We start from the raw sequence: 21,796 nt of genomic DNA, 5'->3' as shown, positions 1-21,796 counted from the left end.
CGCCCGCTCATACGGTGGGCACCCGTACCAGCAGTGCGTCGCCCTGCCCGCCCCCGCCGCACAGCGCCGCGGCGCCCAGCCCGCCACCCCGCCGGCGCAGTTCCAGGGCCAGGGTGAGGACGAGCCGGGCGCCCGACATGCCGATCGGGTGCCCCAGCGCGATCGCCCCGCCGTTGACATTGACGATCTCCGGGCTGACACCCAGTTCCTTGGTGGACTGGATGCCGACCGCCGCGAACGCCTCGTTGATCTCGATCAGGTCGAGGTCGCCAGCGGTCAGCCCGGCCTTGCGCAGCGCGTGCGCGATGGCGTTGGCCGGCTGGGCGTGCAGCGAGTTGTCCGGGCCGGCCACGTTGCCGTGCGCGCCGATCTCGGCCAGCCAGGACAGGCCCAGCTCCTCGGCCTTGGCCTTGCTCATCACGACCACCGCGGCAGCACCGTCGGAGATCGGCGACGAGGTGCCCGCGGTGATCGTGCCGTCCGCGCCGAACGCCGGGCGCAGCTTCGCCAGCGTCTCCGGGGTGGTGTCCGGCCGGATGCCCTCGTCCTCGCTGACCACGATCGGGTCGCCACGCCGCTGCGGCACCTCGACCGGGACGATCTCCTCGGCGAACACGCCGTTCTTCTGCGCGGTGGCCGCCTTGCGGTGGCTGGCCGCGCCGAACGCGTCCTGCTCCTCACGGGTGATGCCGTACCGGCGGCTGTGCCGGTCGGTGGACTCGCCCATGGACACGTTGTCGTACGCGTCGGTCAGGCCGTCGAGCGCCATGTGGTCCTTGAGTACCACGTCGCCGTACTTGTAGCCCTGGCGCTGACCGACGAGCAGGTGCGGCGCGTTGGTCATCGACTCCATGCCGCCGGCCACCACGATGTCGAACTCGCCCGCCCGGATCAGCTGGTCGGCCAGCGCGATCGCGTCGAGTCCGGACAGGCACACCTTGTTGACGGTCAGCGCCGGTACGGACATCGGAATGCCGGCCTCGACCGCGGCCTGCCGCGCCGGGATCTGCCCCGCGCCGGCCGTCAGAACCTGGCCCATGATCACGTACTGCACCTGGTCGGGTGCCACCCCGGCGCGCTCCAGCGCCGCCCGGATGGCGACCGCGCCCAGCCGGGTAGCCGGGAATTCCCTAAGGTTGCCCAGCAGTCGCCCCATGGGGGTACGGGCACCGCTTACGATCACCGATGTCATTTCGACTCCCCGACCCGGATCCGGATACTGAACGATGGTTAGGTCAGTCAGACTAGCTCCCATGGACGCGACTCCCCATCCTGAGCCCGGTGCGGCTTCGGTCACAGGTATCGGCCTGCTCCGGATCGATCATGTCGGCATCGCGGTGCCCGACCTCGATGACGCCATTGACTTCTACCGGCGGGTCTTCGGCATGCGCTGCGTGCACCAGGAGGCCAACGAGGAGCAGGGGGTACGCGAGGCGATGCTGGCGGTCGGCCCGGGCGACGGCGACACCTGCCTGCAGTTGCTCGCGCCGCTGTCGCCGTCCTCGACGATCGCCAAGTTCCTGGACCGCAGCGGCCCCGGCATCCAGCAGCTCGCCTACACCGTGGCGGACATCGACACCGCCTGCGCCGTACTGCGCGAGCGGGGCATGCGCCTGCTGTACGACACCCCGCGCACCGGCACGGCCGGCTCCCGGGTCAACTTCGTGCACCCGAAGAGCGCCGGGGGCGTACTGGTCGAACTCGTCGAGCCCGCTGCCGGCGCCGACTAGTTACCGGAGGGGTCCGGTCGGGGGCGGCCGGAATCCTCTTTGCGCTCCGGCCATTGACACGTCAGCAATCGACCTGCGCCGGCAATCGACATCCGCCGGCATCGACACGCGTCAGTAATCGGCCGTCGACCCAGCGTCGCGATCCAGGTGGCCGGCGGTGTCCGTCGTCGTTCGTACCGTGCCGTCATTCGCCGCCCCTTCGGACGAACGTGAGTTGACCTTATGCCTTCTTCATGACTTGGCACGGTCGGTCTTGCGGAGGGGCGGGGGGGATCTGCCAGTATGTGCCAATGCCCCAGCAGCAGCAGTCCTCTTCCCTTGCGTTTTTCGACGATGCGAACGCGAGCACCGAGTTCAGCGTCGTTCTCCGTGGTTACGACCGTCAGCAGGTGGATGGCTACATTCAGCGCCTGAATGCCGCCATCGCGCAGACCGAGCAGGCTCGTGGCGAGGCCGAGCAGCGGATGAACGACGCACAGCGTCGGCTGCGCCAGGCAGAACAGCGGATCAACTCGGTGGAGCAGAAGCTCACCGACACCAACAAACAGCTTGAGGAAAACAGCCGGCCGACTCTGTCTGGGCTGGGCACCCGGGTCGAGCAGATCCTGCGCCTCGCCGAGGAGCAGGCGAACGACCACCGCGGGGAGTCCAAGCGCGAGGCCGAGGGCATCGTCTCCGCGGCCCGGCTGGAGGCCCGGGAGATCACGGACAAGGCGCGTGCCGAAGCGGCCGCGATGAAGGCGAGCGCCGAGCGCGAAGCGAGCAACCTGCGCACCGCCGCCGAGCGGGAGGCCGCCGAGGTCCGGGTCCAGGCCCGGCGGGAGGCGGACACGCTGCGCTCGGACGCCGAGCGGGAGACCAAGCAGCTGCGCGCCGCGACGGCGCACGAGGTCGCCGAGCTGAAGGCGACCGTGGAGCGGGAAGTCTCCACGCTGCGGGCCACCGCCGAGCGGGAGATCACTCAGCTGCGGGCAAAGGCGGCGCGCGACGCCGAGGAGAAGCGCGCCGAGGCGACCAAGCTGCTGGCCGACGCACGGGACAAGCGCGACAAGGACCTCCAGGCGCTCCAGTTGGAGCTGGCCGAGCGCCGCGAGGCGTCCGAGCGCGAAGAGAGCCAGCGGCACGCCGCTGCCGTGGCCAACACCCAGAAGCTGGTCAGTGAGGCCGAGCAGCGGGCGCGCAACGCGGAGGAGCGGGCCAAGGAGATCGAGCAGCGGGCCGAGGCCCGCCGGGTCGAGTCCGAGCGCAATGCCGAGGACACGATCGAGAAGGCCAAGTCACTGGCCGACAAGACCGTGAACGAGGCGCGGAGCGAGGCGCACCGGATGGTCACCGAGGCCCGGACCGAGGCCGAGCAGACCACTACCACGGCCCGCCGCGAGGTCGAGGAACTCACCCGTCAAAAAGACGCCGTTACCGCACAGTTGGGTCAGATGCTCTCCGGGCTGGCTGGTATTGTGCCGAATATCGCACCGGCGGACAAGAGCGACAACGCGTCCGACAGGGACGACAAGGTCTCGGCAAGCTGAGCGCAGCAAAGCGCGCACGTCCCGTCATGCCGGTCTGAATGCCTGCATGACGGGATGTTGCGTGTGAGGATGGAGCTATGTCGCAAGGCGGAGACCTGAATGCAGTGAGCGGGGGCCTTGCCTCCGAACCCAACTTCGACACCGCTGTCCGCGGATACAAGCGGGATCAGGTCGACTCCTTCATCCATAACCTGGAGACGGAAAACGCGGCGCTCGGCGCCGAGCGCGACGAGGCATACGCTCAGTTGCACGCGCTGGCGGCGCAGGTCCACCAGCAGCAGCTGGAGATCGCCGAGCAGCGCCGCGCGGGTGCCCACACCGTTCCGGTGGGCCAGATCTCGTTCCGCCACCTGGGTCCGCGCGTCGAGCAGATCCTGACCATGGCGGAGGAGCAGGCCGAGGCGATCAAGGCCGACGCCCTCGCCGCCTGCCAGCGCCAGCGCGAGGAGGCCGAACGCGTCCTCATCGATGCCCGCGAACAGCACAACAAGGCGGTACGCGACTTCGAGGCCGCCCTCGCCGCCCGCCGGGCCGACGAGGATCGCGCCGCGGCCCAGCGCCGGGCGGAGCTGAACGCCGAGTTGACCAAGGGTCAGGAATACTCGACCCGGCTACGCAGCGAGGCCGAGCACCTGCACCGGACGACGCAGGAGGAGGCGCAGCGGCTCCTCGAGGAGAGCACGGCCCGGGCCGAGCGGCTGCGGATCGACACCAATGCGTATGCCGAAGAGCAGCGCGCCAAGATCAAGCAGGAAGCTCAGCGGGCCGCCGAGGAGAGCGCGGCGCACGCACGCCAGATCCGGGCCGATGCCGACGCCTACGCCGAGCAGCGGGCCACCCAGATCAAGCAGGAGGCCAAGCGGGTCGGCGAGGAGAATGCCGAGCGGGTCCGCCAGCTCCGGGCCGACGCCGACACGTATGTGGCGCACCAGCGTGGTCTCGTCGAACGGGAGGCGCAGCAGCGCCGGTCCGGCATCGACGCCGAGCTGGCGGCACTGCGCGGCCAGGCCGAGCAGTACGCCGGCCACGCCAAGACCCAGGCCGACCAGTATGTGGTCCAGACCCGCGGCCGGGCCGACGACGCGGCACGGCGGGTGGTCGAGAGCGCCCGCGCCGAGGCCGAGAAGGTCCTCAACGCGGCCCGGGCACAGGCCGAGCGGCTGGTCGTCGAGTCGCAGCGGCAGTCCAGCGACGCCCAGCAGGTGCGCGCGGACGCGGTGCGGGAGGCCGAGGCGAGCCGCCAGGTCGTCGAGCAGGCCCAGGAGCAGATCGCCTTCGCCCAGGAGCAGCTGGCCAACGCGGAGCAGAAGGCGACCCAGGCCGAGCAGCAACTGGCCTCGGCTCAGCAGCAGGCGTCCGCCGCACACCAGCACGCGGTCAGCGCCCACCAGCAGGCCGAGGCGGCGCGCATGGCCGAGTCCGACGCCAAGCGGAAAGCCGGCGAGTACCGGACCGAGGCCGCCCGGCAGATGGAAGAGCTCCGGAAGGCGGACGAGGCACGGCAGGCGATGGAAGCCCGGGTGGCCGAGGAGCGGCACCAGCTCGAGACGCTGGTCCGCGAGCGGTCCGAGGCCGAGCAGACCCGTGAGGGGCAGGCCGCCGGGCCGGAAAAGGTGCAGGGCGACATGGTTCTCGCCGACGGCGGCATGCTCGTGGAGGGCCCGCACCCCGACGGAGGCCACCCTGACGGCGGCCGGCCCGACGGAGGACGCCCCGAGACCGCCGTCGCGGAGCCGTCCGGGACGGCGGCCCAGGACGGGGCTCTCCCAGACGGGGCTCTCCAGGACGGTGAGCCGGCGGACCAGGCCGGGGACCCGGCACAGGCCGAGAAGGCTCACGCGAACAAGTCCAAGAACCAGCCGAAGGACAAGCCCGAGCCGCAGACGCCGAACGGCAAGAAGGTCAGCGCCGAAGCCAAGTAGCCGTTCGCGGCACCGACCGGCCAGAGCCCTCGTTCGACGCTCTGGCCGTTACTGCGGCCGGGGTACGTCCGCGAACGCGGCCACCGTACGGTCGGCGTACGCGCTGGCGTCGCCGTACTCCATCGGGCCGTCCCAGGTCTGCGGGAGCGGGTACGACTCCGGAGCCACCCGCTTGACGATCTCGTCGAGTACGGTCTCGGCGTCGCCTACCCACAGGTGCTTCGCCCCCGGTACCCCGACGACCTCCGCTTGGCCCATCGCGGCGAACCGCTGCCGGGCCTCGTCCGGGCGTAGGTAGTCGTCGAACTCGGGGACCAGCGCGGTGACCGGCTTCCCGGACGCCGCCCAACCGCTCAGGTCCTCGGGCGTGGAGAACCGCAGCGGCGGGGAGAGCAGGATCGCCCCCACCACCGAGGGCTCGTTGCCGTACCGCAGAGCCAGGTCGGTACCGAAGGACCAGCCCACCACCCAGATCGACGGCAGCTCCTCGAACTCCGCGTACTCGATCGCGGCGGCCACGTCGTACCGCTCGTCGGCGCCCCCGCCGAACTCGCCCCCGCTGGTTCCCCGCACGCTGGACGTGCCCCGGGTGTTGAACCGCAGCACGGCCAGCCCGGCCAGTGCGGGCAGCCGCCAGGCGGCCTTGCGGAACACGTGGCTGTCCATCATGCCGCCGTGCGTGGGCAGCGGGTGCAGGCAGACCAGGGTGGCGACCGGATCGCGGTCGGCCGGCCGGGCCAGCTCGCCCACCAGGGTGAGCCCGTCCGCGGTGTGCAGCTCGATGTCCCGCCGGTCGGCGGGGAGGATCGAGTTGGCGCGGATCGGCTGGCTCGCGGAATCGCCGGAAGACGGCGTCGGGGTGCTCACGGATCAACGTTAACCAAGCGCGGGCCGGGCGCGGCTGGCGGCCGGGCGGTCAGCCGTACCGGGGTGCGCTGCGGGAGCGCTGGATGATCGGGGCGCGCCGGTCCCGGGCCCGCCAGCAGCTGCTGTGCCAGTGGCGACGGTCGCTCAGATCACCCCGGCCGTCGGCCGGCCACGCCACCAGGTGCGCGACGCCGGGCGGGATCTCCTGGTCACAACCCGGACAGCGGTACGCCTTCGGGCTCGAACCGCCCGGGATCACCCGTACCGCCCACTCCCCGTCCTTCGCCACCTGGATCCGCTCGACCCCGCGACGAGCCTGGTCCTGGTCGATCCGCGGCTCGGCGTCGCGCCGGCGGGAGTTGCGACGGGGGCTCATAATCCCAGGTTACGTGGCTCGAAGGCGGATCACCCGGGACAGCCGGAGCCGGCGGATCAACCGTGGTGCCGGAAGCCGCGGCCGGTCTTCCGGCCCAGATGCCCGGCGATCACCAGCTGTTCGAGCAGCGGGGCTGGGGCGAGGCCCGGCTCCCGCGACTGCCGGTACAGCTCCCGCTGGATGGCCAGTGCCACGTCCAGCCCGACGGCGTCGAGCAGCTCAATCGGCCCGACCGGGTACCCGCAGCCGAGCTTCATGGCCGCGTCGATGTCGTCGGCCGTGGAGTACCCGGTTTCGAGCAGCCGTACCGCGTCGTTCAGGTACGGGAACAGCAGGCTGTTCACCACGAACCCGGCCCGGTCCCCGCAGACCACCCCGGTCCTGCCCAGCGCGGTCAGCACCGCCCGGGCCGTCACCACCGCATCCGGCGAGGTACGGACGGTCTGCACGACCTCGACCAGCGCCTTCGCCGGAGCCGGGTTGAAGAAGTGCAGCCCCAGTACGTCCGCCGGGCGGCCGGTGGCCATCGCGATCTCGATGACCGGCAGGCTGGAGGTCGTCGTGGCGAGCAGCACGCCGGGCTTGCAGATCTCGTCCAGGCTGGCGAACAGTGCCTTCTTGACCGCCAGGTCTTCGGCCACGGCCTCTACAACCAGGTCGACGTCGGCCAGGTGGTCCAGGCTGGCGGACCAGGTGACCCGGTCCAGGGCGGCGTCCCGGTCGCCTTCCGTGATCTTGCCGCTCCCCATCTCCCAGGTCAGCGAGGCCCGTACCGTCTCCCGCAGCACCGTGGGCGACTGGTCTGGGTCGTTGCGCGGCGACAGACGCGCCGAGCCAGACTGGTCGGACGACTCCTCGCTCCGGCTGACCGAGATCACCTCGTACCCCTGCCGGGCGAACACCTCGACGAGGCCGGCGGCCATCGTGCCCGATCCGACCACACCCACCTTGGCGACCGGCCGCGCCTGGTCGGCCGAGGTGGCGGGCGGTGGGGTCAGCTCGTCGTCGACGACCACCGGCGAGCCCGGCTTCTCATACGTGTAGAAGCCCCGGCCGGTCTTCCGGCCCAGCAGCCCGGCGGTGACCAGCTGCTTGAGCACCGGCGCGGGTGCGTGCCGCCGGTCGCGGCCGCCCCGCCGGTACATCGTCTCCAGGATCTCGTACGAGGTGTCCAGCCCGATCAGGTCCATCAGCGCCAGCGGACCCATCGGCAGGCCGCCGCCCAGCTTCATCGCCGCGTCCAGGTCCTCCCGGCTGGCGTACCGGGACTCGAACAGCGCGGCGGCGTGGTTCAGATACCCGAAGAGCAACCAGTTGGCGATGAACCCGGCCCGGTCCCCGATGGTCACGCCGACCTTGCCCAGGCGCGCACACAGGGCCTCGACGTCGGCCACCACGTCACCCGCGGTGACCACGGTCCGGACGACCTCGACCAGCTTCATCACCGGCGCCGGGTTGAAGAAGTGCATGCCGATGACCTGGGCGGGCCGCGTGGTGGCGACCGACACCTCGGTGACGGCGAGCGAGCTGGTGTTCGACGCGAGGATCGCGTCCGGCCGGCACACCCGGTCGAGTTCGGCGAAGATCTGTCGCTTGATGTCGAGCCGCTCGGGTACTGCCTCGACGACCAGGTCGGCGTCGCGCAGGTTGTCTAGCCCGACAGCGAACCGGACCCGGGCCAGCAGCGCGTCGCGGTCCGCCTCGGCGAGCTTGCCGCGGGCGACCGCCCGGTCGGTCGAGGCGGTCAGCGTGGACCGGCCGCGCTCCAGCGCGGCCTCATTGATCTCGGTCGCGATCACGTCGATGCCGTTGCGGGCGAACACCTCGACGATGCCGGCACCCATCGTGCCCAACCCCACCACGCCTACCGTGCCGAACTGCCGGGTCACGACCGCCTCCTTCGTCCCGAGCGAACCTGGGTCGCAGTCTGTCATGTCCCCAGTTACCGCAGGCTACCGGTCAGTAGGTTACGGACTTACACTGCTGTGGTGACCGCCACCCACACCCCCGGGGTCCCCGTCATCGACGACGGGCGCCTGGTCTCCACGAATCCCGCCACCGGTGAGGAAATCGGCCGGTTCCCGGCCGCCACCCCGGCCGACGTCGCCGCGGCCGTGCGGCGCGCGCGACAGGCCGCCGCCTGGTGGTCCGCGCTCGGCTTCGCCGGCCGCCGGGAGCGGCTGCTGCGCTGGCGGGCCGCGCTGGCCAACCGGCTCGACGAACTGACCGACCTGATCCACCGGGAGGGCGGCAAGCCGGTCGCCGAGGCGGTCGTCGAGTCCGCCGGCGCGATCGACCACATCGCGTGGGCCGCCAAACACGCCCGCTCCGTGCTCGGGCCCCGGCGGGTGCGCAGTTCGCTGATGCAGCTCGAGTACTCGTCCCGGCTGGAATACCTGCCGTTCGGCGTCGTCGGGGTGATCGGCCCGTGGAACTACCCGGTGCTGACCCCGGTCGGATCGATCGGATATGCCCTGGCCGCCGGCAACACCGTGGTGTTCAAGCCCAGCGAGTACACGCCGGCGATCGGCCAGTGGATCGTGGAGCGGTTCGCCGAGGTGGTGCCGGAGCATCCGGTGCTCTCGGCGGTCTACGGCATCGGCGAGACGGGCGCGGCGCTGTGCCGGTCGGGCGTGGACAAGCTCGCGTTCACCGGGTCGACGGCCACCGGCAAGAAGGTGATGGCCGCCTGCGCCGAGACGCTGACCCCGGTCCTCGCCGAGTGCGGCGGCAAGGACGCGATGATCGTTGACGCCGACGCGGACCTCGACGGCGCGGTCGCCGCCGCGGTCTGGGGCGGCATGACCAACGCCGGCCAGACCTGCGTGGGCATCGAGCGGGTCTACGTCGCCGACCGGGTGTACGACGCCTTCCTCCAGCGGCTCGTGGAGCGGGCGGCCCGACTCCGGGTCGGCATGGAAGACGACGCGGACTTCGGCCCGATCACCATGCCCGGGCAGATCGACACGATCCGGCGGCACATCGCCGACGCACTCGACCGGGGCGGCAAGGCGGCGCTGGGCGGGCTGGACGCGGTCCAGCCGCCGTACGTGCGCCCGACGATCCTGGTGGACGTGCCGGAGGACGCCGCCGCCGTGGTCGAGGAGACGTTCGGGCCGACCCTGACGGTGACCCGGGTACCCGACGCCGACGAGGCGGTACGGCTGGCCAACGCGTCCCGGTACGGGCTGGGCGGCGCGGTGTTCTCCCGTACCCGAGGGGTCGCCCTCGCCCGGCAACTGCGCTCCGGCATGACGTCGGTGAACTCGGCCATCTCGTTCGCGGGCATGCCCACGCTGCCGTTCGGTGGGGTCGGCGACTCCGGCTTCGGGCGCATCCACGGCGCCGACGGGCTGCGCGAGTTCGCCCGCCCCAAGGCGATCACCAAGCGCCGGATGCGCTCGCTGTTGCCGGCGCTGTCGTTCGACCGCACGCCGAAGCAGGTGGCCCAGATCGCGAAGGCGGTCAAGCTCCTGCACGGCCGCCCGCGCTGACGGATCCCACGCGCGGCCGGTGCCGGTTCGCGCCGCCGCGGGAAGCCGTCACCAGGTGAAGCTGCTCGGGAAGGTCACCTCGGCGATCTCGTTCTGGCCGTCCGCGTTCGGGTGGAAGAAGTCCAGCGCGGACAGCTGGCTGAGGTTGAACGTGGCGTCGTGCACCGCGCCGCCGTCCCACCTGCACAGGTGCCCGTACCGCGTGCACGCCTTGGCCAGTAGCCCGTCGTAGGCGTCGATCCGCTCCCGGAACGCCTGCCTCCTGGCCACGTCCGCGGCCGCCGTCGACGTCGGGTTGGCCAGCAGCGACGGGCAGACCCCCAGCGACCACACCGACCGGGCCAGCCGGCTGGTGTGCCCGACCTCCCAGACCCGGTACACGTTCGGGATGCTCACCATGAGGATCCGGGTCTGCGGGCTGGCCGTCTTCACCGCGCGCAGTGCCGTGTCGATCTGGGAGGCGAACGTCGAGGTGGCGGTCATCGTGCTCCGGCACGCGTCGTTCGCGCCGATCATGACGGTCAGGTACGCCGGGTGGGTCGCCGCCGCCTTGGTGGCCTGAGAGGCCAGGCCGGCCGCGGTGGCACCGGACGCGGCGAAGTTCTTCGCGTGCCCCTTGATCGCCGGGTTGCCGTCGAGGATCCGCCGGTAGTGGCTGTCGACCAGGCTGCCGTCGCCGGTGGCCCAGGAGTTGCGCGGGCAGTTGGTGAGGGTGAAGCAGCTGCCGTACCCGGCCGTGATCGAGTCACCGATCGCGGCCATCGACGAGGGCAGGCCCGCCACCACCCGGGTACGCGTCGGGTCGGGCTCGGGCGAGGTCCCGCCGGCGCCCTCCTGTCCCTTGCAGGCCAGCGCCGTCGCCGCCAGCAGCGCGAACGCGACCGCCCACCATCGACGCGCGATCACCGCAGCTAACCTCCCAGGATCTGGACGATCTGCTCTCCACGCGGGCTGCCGAGGCCGGTGCACGCGTCCCAGCCCGGCCCGGCGCTGTACCCGCCGTTGTCGCCGCTGGTGATGTCCACGAACGCGGCCGGGTGCGCGTACAGCCGCTCGTGCGGCTCACCTGCCCGCGTACCGCCGCGCTGGTTGGCCAGCGCCGTCAGCGCGGCCCACAGCGGCGCCACGGCGCTGGTGCCGCCGATCACCGCGTCGCGGCCGTCGATCCGCACCTGGTACCCGGTCAGCGGGTCGGCGTCACCGGCTACGTCCGGCACCCCGCGCCCGGCCGTCCGTCGCGGGCTGGACGGCACCGCGGCCTCCGCCTGGTACGGCGGTAGTCCGAAGTGGACACTCACGCCGCCGCCGGTCGCGCCGTTGCCGGTGGCGCTGTCGTTCCAGACCACCTCACCGGTCGGTGCCAGCGTGGTGCCGCCGCAGCCCACGACGTGCGGGCTGGAAGCCGGGAAGTCGACGTTGTCACCGGTGCCGTTGTCCCGGGAGCCGTCGTCGCCGGCCGCCGCGTAGATGGTCACGCCGAGCGGGCCGGCGTCGGCGAACAGCTCGTCGTAGGAGTCCATCGCCTGCGGAGTCCAGCCGGCCTCGGCCTCGCCCCAGCTGATCGACACGATCGACGGCTTGCGCCGGGTGTCGTGCAGCGCGGCGGCGATGGCGTCGTAGAAGCCGCTGGTGGTGTTGGGCGCGAAGTAGACCGCGATGTGCGCGCCGGGCGCGATCGCGCCGATCACCTCGATGTCGAGCGCCACCTCGCCGTCGGCGTCGCCGCCGGGTGTGTTCTTCGCGCCGTCGACCGAGACCGCGCTGACCGTCGGTCTCTTGACGCCCTGCTTCTCGAAGTATTCGGTGAGGTCGGCGGTGCGGTACCCACCGCCCAGCTCGATCACGGCCACTGTCTGCCCGGTGCCGTCCAGGTCGGTCGGGAAGCCGTACCGCCGGGCCACCTCGCGGGGCGGGTACCCGCTGGTCGCGGCGCGTGGCGCCACCCCTTCGACGCGGGCGCCGCGCGGGTCGTGGGCGACTCGGAAGTGCGCCCGCGCCTGTGGCCGGTCGTCCAACCCGAGTACGGCGACCACTACGTCGGCCAGCTCGCGCGGCACGTGGACGTCGCCTTCCCGCCCCCGGTAGGTCTGCCCGTCGGTGCTGTACCTGCCCAGGCTCACGCCGAACGCGGCGTTCATCTGCGCGACGCTGCCCAACAGGCCGATCGAACGGGCAGCCGGGGACGTGGCGGTGACGGACAGGCCATGGTCCCGCGCGAATCGCTCGACCAGCACCAGTTCGTCGGCATCTGCCGGCGCACCCGAGCGGGGTGCGGCACGGCGCAGGACGACGGTCACCCGGACCGTCTCGGCGGGATCGGCGTCGCCGACCCGGCGCGCGCCGGGCAGTGCCTCCCGGCGGCTACCCGGTACGACGTGCTCGGAAGGGCCCATGGTCACTGCTTGAGAGTACGTCGTGACAGGGCGGAATGGCCGCCCTGCCACGACGGGTTTCGGTCACTCGTGCTGGTACGTGATGGAGAAGTTTCCGCCGCTCAGCGCGCCGGTGTGTGCCTCGTACACGCCGTTGGACGGGTCCAGCGCGACCGGGTTGAACGAGGACAGGCTGCTGCCGTTGACGGTCGAGCCGGTGAAGCTGATGGTGCCGAAGTTCGGGTACCGGCCGGGAGGCGACTCGATGATGACTTCGGCACTGGAGCGCCGGGCACCGCTCAGCGACTTGGTCGTGGTGTACGTCCAGCCGCGGCTCTGGTTCGTCAGGGTCAGCGTGAAGCTGCTGCCACCCGCGTACGTCACCGAGGCGTGGATGACGTTACCCGCGGCCACCGGGTACGAGCTGGTCGACAGGTACACCGGGGCGGCCGGGTACATCTCGTACCAGGGTTCGTTGACCGCCCGGCCGCTGGAGCAGTCGGTCGCCACGCCGGTCTGCTCCACGCTGGACGATCCGTAGCCGTCCAGGCCGACCCACGGCGCGTACAGGTCGCTGCGCGAGTTGCAGGTGGCCGACGGGGTGGTCCAGGTGGCCGACACCGAGGTGAACCCGCTGCCGGTGGCGGCGTACCCGCCCCAGTTGTACCCGTTGATGTTGTACCCGACGCCGTGGCCGGCGAGGGCGTGGTGAGCCGGGCCGAACCCGGCGACGTCAAGGTTGACGGACGCGGCCGTGGGGGCGGCCAGCACGGTGACGCCGGCGAGCACTGTCGCCAGGCGGACGAGCAGATGGCGCATGCGGGCTCCTTCGTGAGGTGCCGTACCTGGGGCGACTTGGTCCGGCTCGACGCCTCTGCCGCGCGACGACCCAGACCAGCCGTCGGTTGCGCAAAGCCGATCACATATATCAGTAGATTTCAATAGATGAAAACTCTTCTTAACAGTCCAGGGGGTACGTCGCGGGGAGTGTCGAGGGTTACCCGGCGGGGCCGGCTACCGGCCACGGATACTGGCGGTTATGCGTCTCATCCATCCAGCGCCCGCGCACGACCTGACTTACGACGACGTGTTCATGCTGCCCAGCCGGTCGACGGTCGGCTCCCGCATGGCGGTCGACCTGTCCACCCACGACGGCAGCGGCACCACCATTCCGGTGGTGGCCGCGAACATGACCGCCGTGGCCGGGCGGCGGATGGCCGAGACGCTGGCCCGGCGCGGCGGGTTGGTGGTGATCCCGCAGGACATCCCGGTGGACGTGGTGGCCGAGGTGGTTTCCTGGATCAAGCAGCGCCACGTCGTGTACGACACCCCGATCACGCTCCGCCCGACCGACACCGTCTCGGACGCCCTCGCGCTGCTGCCCAAGCGCGCCCACGGCGCCGTCGTCGTGGTGGAGGGCGACCGGCCGATCGGCGTGGTCACCGAGGGCGACTGCGCCGAGGTCGACCGGTTCACCCAGCTGTCGGCGATCATGTCGGCACCGATCGAGTCCCTGCCGGTCGGCATCTCGCCCAGCGACGCGTTCGCCCGGCTCGCGCCCGGCCGTCACCGGCTCGCCCCGGTCGTGGACGCTAACGGCGCGCTGGTCGGCATCCTGACCCGCAAGGCCGCCCTGCGGGCCACGCTCTACCAGCCCGCGGTCGACGGGCAGGGACGGCTGCGGGTGGCCGCCGCGCTGGGCATCGCCGGCTCGGCGGGCGGCTCGGCCCGCAACACGGTCACCGGCGAGGCCGCCGCCGGTGCGGGCGCCGGCGGCCGGGGCAACCCGGTCAACGACCCGGCCGGTCGGGCCGACAAGCTGCTCGCCGCCGGGGTGGACGTGCTGGTGGTGGACACCGCGCACGGGCACCAGGAACGGATGATCGACGCGCTGCGCGCGGTGCGTGCGCTGGACCCGCAGGTACCGGTGGTGGCCGGCAACGTGGTGACCGCCGACGGCGTACGGGACCTGGTCGCGGCCGGTGCCGACATCGTCAAGGTCGGTGTCGGGCCGGGTGCCATGTGCACCACCCGGATGATGACCGGGGTCGGCCGGCCGCAGTTCTCCGCCGTACTGGAGTGTTCCGCGACGGCTCGCCAGCTCGGCGCGCATGTGTGGGCCGACGGCGGCGTGCGCCATCCGCGCGACGTCGCCCTGGCACTGGCCGCCGGAGCCTCGAACGTGATGATCGGTTCATGGTTCGCCGGCACCAACGAGTCGCCCGGCGACGTGCAGCGCGATCAGGACGGCCGGCTGTACAAAGAGAACTTCGGGATGGCGTCCAAGCGCGCGGTCACCCGGCGCACCGCCGACGAGTCGGCGTACGACCGGGCCCGCAAGGCGCTGTTCGAGGAGGGCGTGAGCACCGCCCGGATGTACCTGGATTCGGCCCGCCCGGGGATCGAGGACATCCTCGACCAGATCGTCACCGGGGTGCGTTCGGCGTGCACCTACGCGGGGGCGGGCAACCTCGAGGAGTTGCACGAGCGGGCCGTGGTCGGCGTGCAGAGCGCGGCCGGCTTCGCCGAGGGCAAGCCGCTGTCCAGCTGGTGAGCCGCCGGCCGTGGGAGGTCAGGCGGCGACGCTGGGTACCGGTTCGACCTCCGGCCGCTCCGGCGTCCCGCGTACCAGTTGGTGCAGCGCGTACCGGTAGAACGAGACCATCGTGATCAGGCTGACCGCCGCCCCCGCGGTCAGCCCCCACACGGCACCGTGCAGCCCGTCCGTGTCCCCGCCGGCGACCAGGCCGGCCAGGCTGGCGGTGGTGTAGATGGCGTACCGGATGAACAGCAGCCGGGCCCTGTGCATGCCGCGCAGCGCCGCCGCGAACGGAAGCTCGATCAGGTAGATGGCCGCCTGTACGCACAGTGGGAGGGCCAGCGGCGCGATGTCGGCGAACTTGCTCAGCCGGGCGAGCACGAACTCCGACAGCGGAACCACGGTCGCCACCATGACGACCGCCAGCCCGGCGAACGCGATCGCGAGCAGCTTGGTCTGCCGGGCCAGCCGGTACGCCGCGGAATGGCTCTCCCGCTCCCCGCGCCCGCCCGCGTCACCGGCGAGCCGGGACAACCTCGGCACGATCAGGCTCTGTACCGCCACGATGAAGTTCTGTACCGGCTGGATCAACGCGGTCTGCCCGCCGCGCAGGCCGGACAGGTCGCGCTGGGACAGCCGGCCGCTGACCAGGAAGCCGATCGCCTGAACCTGGATCTGGCCAATGATCTGGGTCGCGGTGAACCACCCGGACAGGTGCCTGGTCTCGCTGATCCACTGGCGCGGATTGCCCCGCCACGGCCACTGCCGGGTACGCAGCAGGAACACGGCCGCCCCGGCCAGCGCGCCCACTCCCCAGCTCACGAAGATCATGCTCGCCGAACGGTGCCCGGCAAGAAGGAAGCCGGTCATCACGACGGCCTGGGTCGACACCCACACCAGGTCGATGAACAGGCAGCTGCCCTGTGCCCGGAGCGCGAGGTACCCGCTGCGGCCGGTGTCGTGCAGCAGGATCACCGGCAGGAACGGCGCCACCCAGATCAGGTCCTGAAGATCGATCTTGCCGGTACGGGGACGGAGCGCCCAGATCACGGTCAGCACCACGATCGCGGCCACCCCGAACGCGACCGCCATCGCCAGCCCGTTGCGTAACAGCCGGGCCCGGCGCTGGGCGTCCAGCCGGGCCGCCAGCACGATCAGAACGTCGCCGACAAACGCCCGGTTCAGGGTCAGTACCAGGTAGGCGAGGCCGAGCGAGAGCACCATGGCACCGGCGCGCTCACGGGTCAGCAGGGCCAGCGCGATGACGGTGTTCGCGGCGTTGGCACACGCCATGACGGCCTGGTCGACCAGCCCGGCGACCACTCGGCGCGCGCCCTGCACGTCACTGCCCACCCAGTGCGGCCCGCGCCAAAGCCTGGATGCACGGGGTGGAGCGATACGTACGGGTCACAATACGGAGGGTAGTTGCCGGATAGGCTAGTCCGGCGCAAAACGGCCGAATTGCCCCCGGCCCTGGTGCGGGGAGTCATCATGCGGGCCGGTTCTCAAGCCCGCTGCCAGCTGGGCGGGTCAGGCCGACCGACTCGCTGTCGGCCGGCGAGTCAGGCCGCCAGCTCGCTGCCGGCCGGGCGCGTCAGGCCGGCCGGCTCAGAAGAGCGTCAGCTCGTCCCGCTCGATCCCGCGCAGCGCGTCGTAGTCGATCACCACGCACCGGATGCCCCGGTCCTCGGCGAGCGTGCGCGCCTGCGGCGCGATGGTCTGCGCCGCCAGCACGCCGGCCACCGGCGCCAGCAACGGATCCCGGTTGAGCAGCTCCAGGTACCGGGTCAGCTGCTCCACGGCGTCGATGGTGGCGCGGCGCTTCACCTCGACCGCCACGCTGGCGCCCTCGACATCGCGGCAGAACAGGTCGACCGGCCCGATCGGAGTGGGGAACTCCCGCCGAACCAGCGTGTATCCCTCCTGCAGAGTGCTCGGCGTCGCGGCCAGCAACTCCTGAAGGTGCGCCTCGACGCCGTCCTTCTGCAGACCGGGATCGACACCCAGCTCGTGCGAGGAGTCGTGGAGCACTTCCTCGATGGTGATCCGCAGTTCCTCGCCGCCCTTGTTGACCACCCGCCAGACGCCCGGCGCCTCTTCGATCCGGCACGGCGGGCTCATCCAGTTGAGTGGCTTGTACGCCCGGTCGTCGGCGTGGATCGACACCGACCCGTCGGCCTTCACCATCAACAGCCGAGTGGCCGGCGGCAGATGAGCCGTGAGCCGACCGATGTAGTCCACCGAGCACCGGGCAATGACCAACCGCACCGTGCGAGGGTAGCCGACGCCGGCACCGGCGACGGCGTCCGACCCGATTCTGAGCAGCCTGGCTCGGCGCGTCTGTCGCCGCATGACGACCCAGACCAGTCGGCCCGACTGGCGTAGTGGCGCATCGATGCCATGCTGGACGTCGTGTTGGAAGCACTGACCGGGTTGGGCCTGTCCGCGTCGGCCGGACTCAACGCGTACATCCCGCTGCTCGCGCTCGGCCTGCTCGACCGGTACACCGGGCTGGTCGACCTGCCGGCGAGCTGGCAGTGGCTGAGCAACGGTTGGGTACTGGCGATCCTGTTGGTACTGCTGGCCATCGAGGTGGTCGCCGACAAGGTGCCGGTCATGGATCACGTCAACGACGTGGTGCACACGGTCATCCGGCCGACCGCGGGCGGCCTGTCGTTCGGCGCCGCGTCCGGCGCGAAGACCGAGATGGTGACGGATCCGGGCAGCTTCTTCAGCAGTCACCAGTGGGTACCGGTCGCGGTCGGCGCGCTGGTGGCGCTGTGCGTACACGGGGTCAAGGCGACCGCGCGACCGGTCATCAACGTGTCCACGCTCGGGTTCGGCGCGCCTGTGGCGAGCACGATCGAGGATGTGTTCAGCACCGCGATGTCGCTGGTCGCGATCGTGCTGCCGGTGCTGATCGTGGTGTTCGTGGCGGCGATCGTCGCGTTCTTCGTCTGGGTAAGGCGGCGCCGCCGCCGGCGCAAGCTGGAGAAGGCGGCGCGGCGCGCGGCGGCTGCCGGGCCGGCGGACACGCTGCGGCTGCCGGCGGATCCGGGTACCGGCCTGCGCCGCTGAGCCCGGCCGGTTCAGGCCGGGAGGAACAGCTCGATGAAGACCAGCACCGCGACCACGTCCAGGCCACGCAGCACCTGGCGGAGCAGGTCGACGGGTACCAGGCCGAACGGTGTGTCCACCATGGGGCCGCCGTAGGCCCGGGACGGGGCGGTGGCGTTGCGGTACACCGCGAACACCAGCCCGATGACGAACACCAGCTGGTTGGGGTCCGGGGCGGACACACCGCTGCCGGCCAGCCACCAGAGCAGCGCACCGGCGGCGGGTACCACCAGGTGCACCCGGTACAGCCGCTGATCGGTGTCGCCGAGGCTGCGGCGCAGAGCCGGCGAGCGGCAGACCGCACGGAGGCCGGCGGCCAGCCGGCCCACGGCCAGGTACCCGGCCACCACCCGCCCCGCGCCGGCCGCCTCCGGCGCGATGAGCACCAGCGCGTACGGCACCAGGATCAGCGCGGCCCAGATCGCGAGCGCTCCGGGCCGGCGGGGCAGCCGGCGCACTTCGGCCCTCAGGAGGACCGCCCAGCGGGGGCCGGGCCGCAGCCGGCGCAGGCCGGACCGCACCCGGCCGGCACGGCGCCAGCGGCGCGCCTCCACCACGCCGGAGAACAGCGTGGCGTCCATGAAGATCGCGGCGGACGCCGCCGCCCCGGCCAGCGGGGCGCCGGCCGCCAACGCGGCCCGGTCGATCCGGCCCAGGCGGCCGAGCGCCGCGACGGCGCCGGCGACCGCGACGACCGCCACGGCCAGGGCCGACCACCGGACCGGCGCCGCCGGCGTCGCCGGTACCACGTGCGCGTACCGCAGCCCGATCACCGCCACCGCGCCGGCCAGGCCGACCAGCACCGGTACCCGTTCCGCCGGATGCCACCGCCGGGTCTGCACACCGGTGGCGGCCCCGGCCATGGCCACCCCGGTGCCGGCGCCGACCACCGCGGCTCCGCCGACGGTCGCCGCACCGCTCGCGGCCGCGCCGGCCAGCAGCGTGCCCAGCGCACCCGCCCCGGCGCCGACCAGCGCACCGCCGAGCAGCAGGTACCCCAGCGGCGTGATCAGCCAGCCACGGCGGGCCACCGGGCTGGCCACGCACCATGCCTGGGTCGAGGGCATGGCCAGCAACGGGCCGAAGGCGCGCAGCGCCTGCCAGGTCAGCCCGGCGGCGGCGACGGCCAGTGCGACCACCAACCACCAGCGGGTGGCCTCCGGGGCCGGCTGTTCCGCCGGATGCGTGAGGTACCGGTTCAGGTACCGCGGCCCGATCGCCCCGAACACAATAATGATCATGAGGACGAGGTAGATGTCTCCGCCCCGGCCGCTGCCGTGCTCCCGCCGTGCCGCGCGCAGCCGCCTGCGCAGCCGGCGGGCTGAGGGCACCGCGGGCGCGGGCGGCAGCGCCGAGGCCACGGCCGGTGTGGAACCGATCGCCGGGCTCAATCCTCCGGCCCCAGCTCTAGGTGGCTGTCGGCGACCGTGGCGACCAGGTCGGGGTCGTGCGAGGCGAGCAGCACCGCCGTGCCAGCCTCCCGTTCCCGCAGCAGCGCCCCGGCGAGCCACTCCCGGCCCTCGGCGTCCAAGCGCTGCTCGGGCTCGTCCAGCACTAGCAGCCGCCGCGGCCGGACGAAACAGGACGCCAGGGCGAGGCGTCGGCGCTGCCCGCTGGACAGCGTCGCGGGCAGTTGGTCGCGCGCGTCGCTCAGGCCCAGCTCGGCGATGATCTCCTCCACCACGTCCGGCTCGCGGCCACCGTGGGCGTAGGCCAGCAGGTCCAGGTGCTCGCCGACGGACAGGTCGGGAAAGAAGTCGATGTCGTCGAGAACACAGGCCACCGAGGCCCGGACCACCGGGTCGGTCTCGATCATCGGCCGGCCGTCCAGCCGGATCTGGCCGCCGTCCGCCCGATCGGCACCGACGACACACCGCAGCAGGGTCGTCTTGCCGGAACCGTTGGCCCCGATCACGGCGCACACCTCGCCGGCGGTGACTGTGAAGCTGATCTGGTCGAGCACGACCCGCTCACCGAACCGGCGGGTGAGGTTGGCCACGGACAGCATCACGGAAGCGTACCGGCGGGGGTTTCCGCCGGACTTCCCGCGGGCTCGCCGGGTGGACACGTGAACTAGGTCTCAGGGTGGCAGGCGATTCCACCCGGGGGGCGTACCGGCCCACCCGGGCGTTCGTGCACTCTGGGCGCATGACAGACGACGTCGCGATCCGGGTCCGCGGGTTGCAGAAGACATACGGCGATCACGTCGCCGTCGGGGGTCTGGACCTGGACGTGGCCCGGGGTGAGTGCTTCGCCCTCCTGGGACCGAACGGCGCCGGCAAGACCACGACGGTGGAGATCCTCGAGGGGTACCGGCCCAGGTCCGCTGGCGAGGTCACCGTGCTGGGCCTCGACCCCAGGCGCCCGACCCGGGACTGGCGTGCCCGGGTGGGCATCGTGCTCCAGTCCACCGGAGAGTTCGAGGCGCTGACCGTGCGCGAGGTGATCAACCACTTCGCCCTGTACTACCCGGCGCCGCGCGACCCGGCCGAACTGATCGAGGCGGTCGGCCTCGCCGAGAAGGCCACCGCCCGCGCCGGTACCCTCTCCGGCGGCCAGCGCCGCCGGCTGGACGTGGCGCTGGGCGTGATCGGGCGGCCGGAGTTGCTGTTCCTCGACGAACCGACGACCGGCTTCGACCCCGAGGCGCGGCAGGAGTTCTGGGACCTGATCCGCCAGCTGTCCGCCGAGGGCACGACGATCCTGCTCACCACGCATTACCTGTACGAGGCCGAGGCGCTGGCCAACCGGGTCGGGGTGATCAACAACGGCCGGATGATCGAGGTGGCCACCCCGGCGACGCTCGGCGGCCGGGCGACCGCGGCGACGGTGGTGAGCTGGGACGCGCGGGATGGCCGGCAATCGGTCTCCACGGACACCCCGACCGCGCAGGTGTCGAAGCTGTCGGCCGAGTTCGGCGGCGAGGTACCGGGGCTGACCGTGGCCCGGCCGACCCTGGAGGACATCTACCTATCCATGATCAACGCAGGCAAGGGAGAGCAGTGATGGCCACGACCACCGCAACCGTGGGGCGCGGCCCGGTGCACGCCGTCCGGCTCGGCTGGGAGCGCGGGAAGCTGGAGGTCAAGGAGTTCTTCCGGCAGCGCGAGTCGGTGGTGTTCACGCTCGCGTTCCCGGTGATCCTCTTGCTGATCTTCGGCTCGGTACTCAACTACAACATCCCCGGGAACATCAACTTCTCGCAGTACTTCGTGCCGGGAATCCTCGCCTCCGGGCTGTTCGGGGTGTGCTTCCAGACCCTGGCGATCCAGATCTCGATCGAACGGGACAAGGGCATCCTCAAGCGGCTGGAGGGCACACCGATGCCGCCGGCCGCGTACTTCCTCGGCAAAATCGTGATGGTCCTGACCATGGTGGTACTGGAGTCGATCGTGCTGCTGGCGATCGCCGCTGCTCTGGGCAAGGTGACGCTGCCCGACGACTGGCACCGGTGGGCCACGTTCATCTGGGTCACCGTCGCGGGTACCGCCGCCGGGTCGCTGCTGGGCATCGCGTTCTCGTCGGTACCGCGCAGCGGGAAGTCAGCCCCGGCGACGATCACCCCGATCGCGCTGGTGCTCCAGTTCCTGTCCGGCGTGTACTTCGTGTTCACCGACCTGCCGAGCTGGCTCCAGCACGTCGGCGCGCTGTTCCCGCTGAAATGGATCGCGCAGGGGTACCGGTCGGTGTTCCTGCCGGACTCGTTCGCTCAGCAGGAGGCGGCGCACAGCTGGGAGCACGGCCGGCTGGCCCTGGTCCTCGTCCTGTGGGCGATCGGCGGGCTGGTACTGGCGATCCGTACCTTCCGCTGGCGGGCCGGCAAGGACAGCTGAACCCGTTCCTGTGTCAC

19 protein-coding genes are annotated in these 21,796 nt (G+C 71.7%); 8 read left to right on the top strand and 11 right to left on the bottom strand.

Annotated elements, in window-relative coordinates; genetic code table 11:
- Positions 1 to 7: 7 nt before the first annotated feature.
- Positions 8 to 1,192, bottom strand: coding sequence for an acetyl-CoA C-acetyltransferase (locus tag Raf01_RS08415; protein ID WP_203917182.1), 1,185 nt, complete (start codon positions 1,190 to 1,192; stop codon positions 8 to 10).
- 61 nt (positions 1,193 to 1,253) lie between these two features.
- On the opposite strand from Raf01_RS08415, the gene mce reads away from it, so the two are divergent.
- The 3 genes from mce (at position 1,254) to Raf01_RS08400 (ending at position 5,181) form a co-directional block, all read left to right on the top strand.
- Positions 1,254 to 1,730, top strand: coding sequence for a methylmalonyl-CoA epimerase (gene mce / locus Raf01_RS08410; RefSeq protein WP_203917181.1), 477 nt, complete (start codon positions 1,254 to 1,256; stop codon positions 1,728 to 1,730).
- Between the two features lie 290 nt (positions 1,731 to 2,020).
- On the top strand, positions 2,021 to 3,259 hold the full coding sequence (locus tag Raf01_RS08405) for a coiled-coil domain-containing protein (protein ID WP_203917180.1): 1,239 nt from the start codon (positions 2,021 to 2,023) through the stop codon (positions 3,257 to 3,259).
- A 104-nt stretch (positions 3,260 to 3,363) separates the two neighbouring features.
- Complete coding sequence (locus tag Raf01_RS08400) at positions 3,364 to 5,181, top strand: hypothetical protein (protein WP_203917179.1); 1,818 nt, start codon at positions 3,364 to 3,366, stop codon at positions 5,179 to 5,181.
- A gap of 48 nt (positions 5,182 to 5,229) precedes the next feature.
- Here Raf01_RS08400 and Raf01_RS08395 read toward each other — a convergent pair whose 3' ends face one another.
- The 3 genes from Raf01_RS08395 to Raf01_RS08385 are packed head-to-tail and all read right to left on the bottom strand — an operon-like array spanning position 5,230 to position 8,313.
- On the bottom strand, positions 5,230 to 6,048 hold the full coding sequence (locus Raf01_RS08395) for an alpha/beta hydrolase (RefSeq protein ID WP_203917178.1): 819 nt from the start codon (positions 6,046 to 6,048) through the stop codon (positions 5,230 to 5,232).
- A 49-nt stretch (positions 6,049 to 6,097) separates the two neighbouring features.
- A complete protein-coding gene (locus tag Raf01_RS08390; RefSeq protein ID WP_203917177.1) occupies positions 6,098 to 6,424 on the bottom strand; it encodes an Rv1322 family protein in 327 nt (108 codons plus the stop codon).
- A gap of 56 nt (positions 6,425 to 6,480) precedes the next feature.
- Positions 6,481 to 8,313, bottom strand: a complete 1,833-nt coding sequence (locus tag Raf01_RS08385) for a 3-hydroxyacyl-CoA dehydrogenase family protein (protein ID WP_203917176.1) — start codon at positions 8,311 to 8,313, stop codon at positions 6,481 to 6,483.
- A gap of 99 nt (positions 8,314 to 8,412) precedes the next feature.
- Between Raf01_RS08385 and Raf01_RS08380 the strand changes: the two genes are divergently transcribed.
- Entirely contained in the window at positions 8,413 to 9,918 is a 1,506-nt protein-coding gene (locus Raf01_RS08380) for an aldehyde dehydrogenase family protein (protein ID WP_203917175.1), read from the top strand.
- 48 nt (positions 9,919 to 9,966) lie between these two features.
- Here Raf01_RS08380 and Raf01_RS08375 read toward each other — a convergent pair whose 3' ends face one another.
- The 3 genes from Raf01_RS08375 to Raf01_RS08365 form a co-directional block, all read right to left on the bottom strand.
- Complete coding sequence (locus tag Raf01_RS08375) at positions 9,967 to 10,824, bottom strand: SGNH/GDSL hydrolase family protein (protein ID WP_308442640.1); 858 nt, start codon at positions 10,822 to 10,824, stop codon at positions 9,967 to 9,969.
- A 5-nt stretch (positions 10,825 to 10,829) separates the two neighbouring features.
- A complete protein-coding gene (locus Raf01_RS08370) occupies positions 10,830 to 12,311 on the bottom strand; it encodes a S53 family peptidase (protein ID WP_239133480.1) in 1,482 nt (493 codons plus the stop codon).
- Positions 12,312 to 12,374: 63 nt separating this feature from the next.
- Positions 12,375 to 13,109 carry a G1 family glutamic endopeptidase gene (locus tag Raf01_RS08365; protein WP_203917173.1) on the bottom strand — a complete coding sequence of 245 codons (735 nt, stop codon included), beginning with the start codon at positions 13,107 to 13,109 and terminating at the stop codon, positions 12,375 to 12,377.
- 220 nt (positions 13,110 to 13,329) lie between these two features.
- Between Raf01_RS08365 and Raf01_RS08360 the strand changes: the two genes are divergently transcribed.
- Positions 13,330 to 14,844 carry a GuaB1 family IMP dehydrogenase-related protein gene (locus Raf01_RS08360; RefSeq protein ID WP_203917172.1) on the top strand — a complete coding sequence of 505 codons (1,515 nt, stop codon included), beginning with the start codon at positions 13,330 to 13,332 and terminating at the stop codon, positions 14,842 to 14,844.
- 18 nt (positions 14,845 to 14,862) lie between these two features.
- Here the strand turns inward: Raf01_RS08360 and Raf01_RS08355 are convergent, their stop codons facing one another.
- Both Raf01_RS08355 and nucS read right to left on the bottom strand, forming a co-directional pair.
- Positions 14,863 to 16,170, bottom strand: a complete 1,308-nt coding sequence (locus Raf01_RS08355) for an MATE family efflux transporter (protein ID WP_203917171.1) — start codon at positions 16,168 to 16,170, stop codon at positions 14,863 to 14,865.
- Between the two features lie 267 nt (positions 16,171 to 16,437).
- A complete protein-coding gene (gene nucS, locus Raf01_RS08350) occupies positions 16,438 to 17,097 on the bottom strand; it encodes an endonuclease NucS (RefSeq protein WP_203917170.1) in 660 nt (219 codons plus the stop codon).
- A 144-nt stretch (positions 17,098 to 17,241) separates the two neighbouring features.
- Here nucS and Raf01_RS08345 point away from each other — a divergent pair, with 144 nt between their 5' ends.
- Complete coding sequence (locus Raf01_RS08345; RefSeq protein WP_203917169.1) at positions 17,242 to 17,907, top strand: DUF4126 domain-containing protein; 666 nt, start codon at positions 17,242 to 17,244, stop codon at positions 17,905 to 17,907.
- A gap of 11 nt (positions 17,908 to 17,918) precedes the next feature.
- On the opposite strand, the gene Raf01_RS08340 is transcribed toward Raf01_RS08345, so the two are convergent.
- Both Raf01_RS08340 and Raf01_RS08335 read right to left on the bottom strand, forming a co-directional pair.
- Positions 17,919 to 19,337, bottom strand: coding sequence for a DUF6297 family protein (locus Raf01_RS08340; protein WP_203917168.1), 1,419 nt, complete (start codon positions 19,335 to 19,337; stop codon positions 17,919 to 17,921).
- Positions 19,334 to 19,954 (bottom strand): ABC transporter ATP-binding protein, encoded by a 621-nt coding sequence (locus Raf01_RS08335; protein ID WP_203917167.1) that lies wholly within the window; start codon positions 19,952 to 19,954, stop codon positions 19,334 to 19,336. Before Raf01_RS08335 ends, Raf01_RS08340 begins: the two co-directional genes overlap by 4 nt.
- Before the next feature lie 140 nt (positions 19,955 to 20,094).
- On the opposite strand from Raf01_RS08335, the gene Raf01_RS08330 reads away from it, so the two are divergent.
- Positions 20,095 to 20,952 (top strand): ABC transporter ATP-binding protein, encoded by an 858-nt coding sequence (locus Raf01_RS08330; RefSeq protein WP_203917166.1) that lies wholly within the window; start codon positions 20,095 to 20,097, stop codon positions 20,950 to 20,952.
- Complete coding sequence (locus Raf01_RS08325) at positions 20,952 to 21,779, top strand: ABC transporter permease (RefSeq protein ID WP_203917165.1); 828 nt, start codon at positions 20,952 to 20,954, stop codon at positions 21,777 to 21,779. The genes Raf01_RS08330 and Raf01_RS08325 overlap by 1 nt, the downstream gene beginning before the upstream one ends.
- Positions 21,780 to 21,796 lie beyond the last annotated feature (17 nt).

The sequence above is a fragment of the Rugosimonospora africana genome, from assembly GCF_016862975.1.
GTDB lineage: Bacteria > Actinomycetota > Actinomycetes > Mycobacteriales > Micromonosporaceae > Rugosimonospora > Rugosimonospora africana.
The sequence above is the reverse complement of the archived record's forward strand: the minus strand, read 5'-3'. Positions and strand labels throughout refer to the sequence as shown.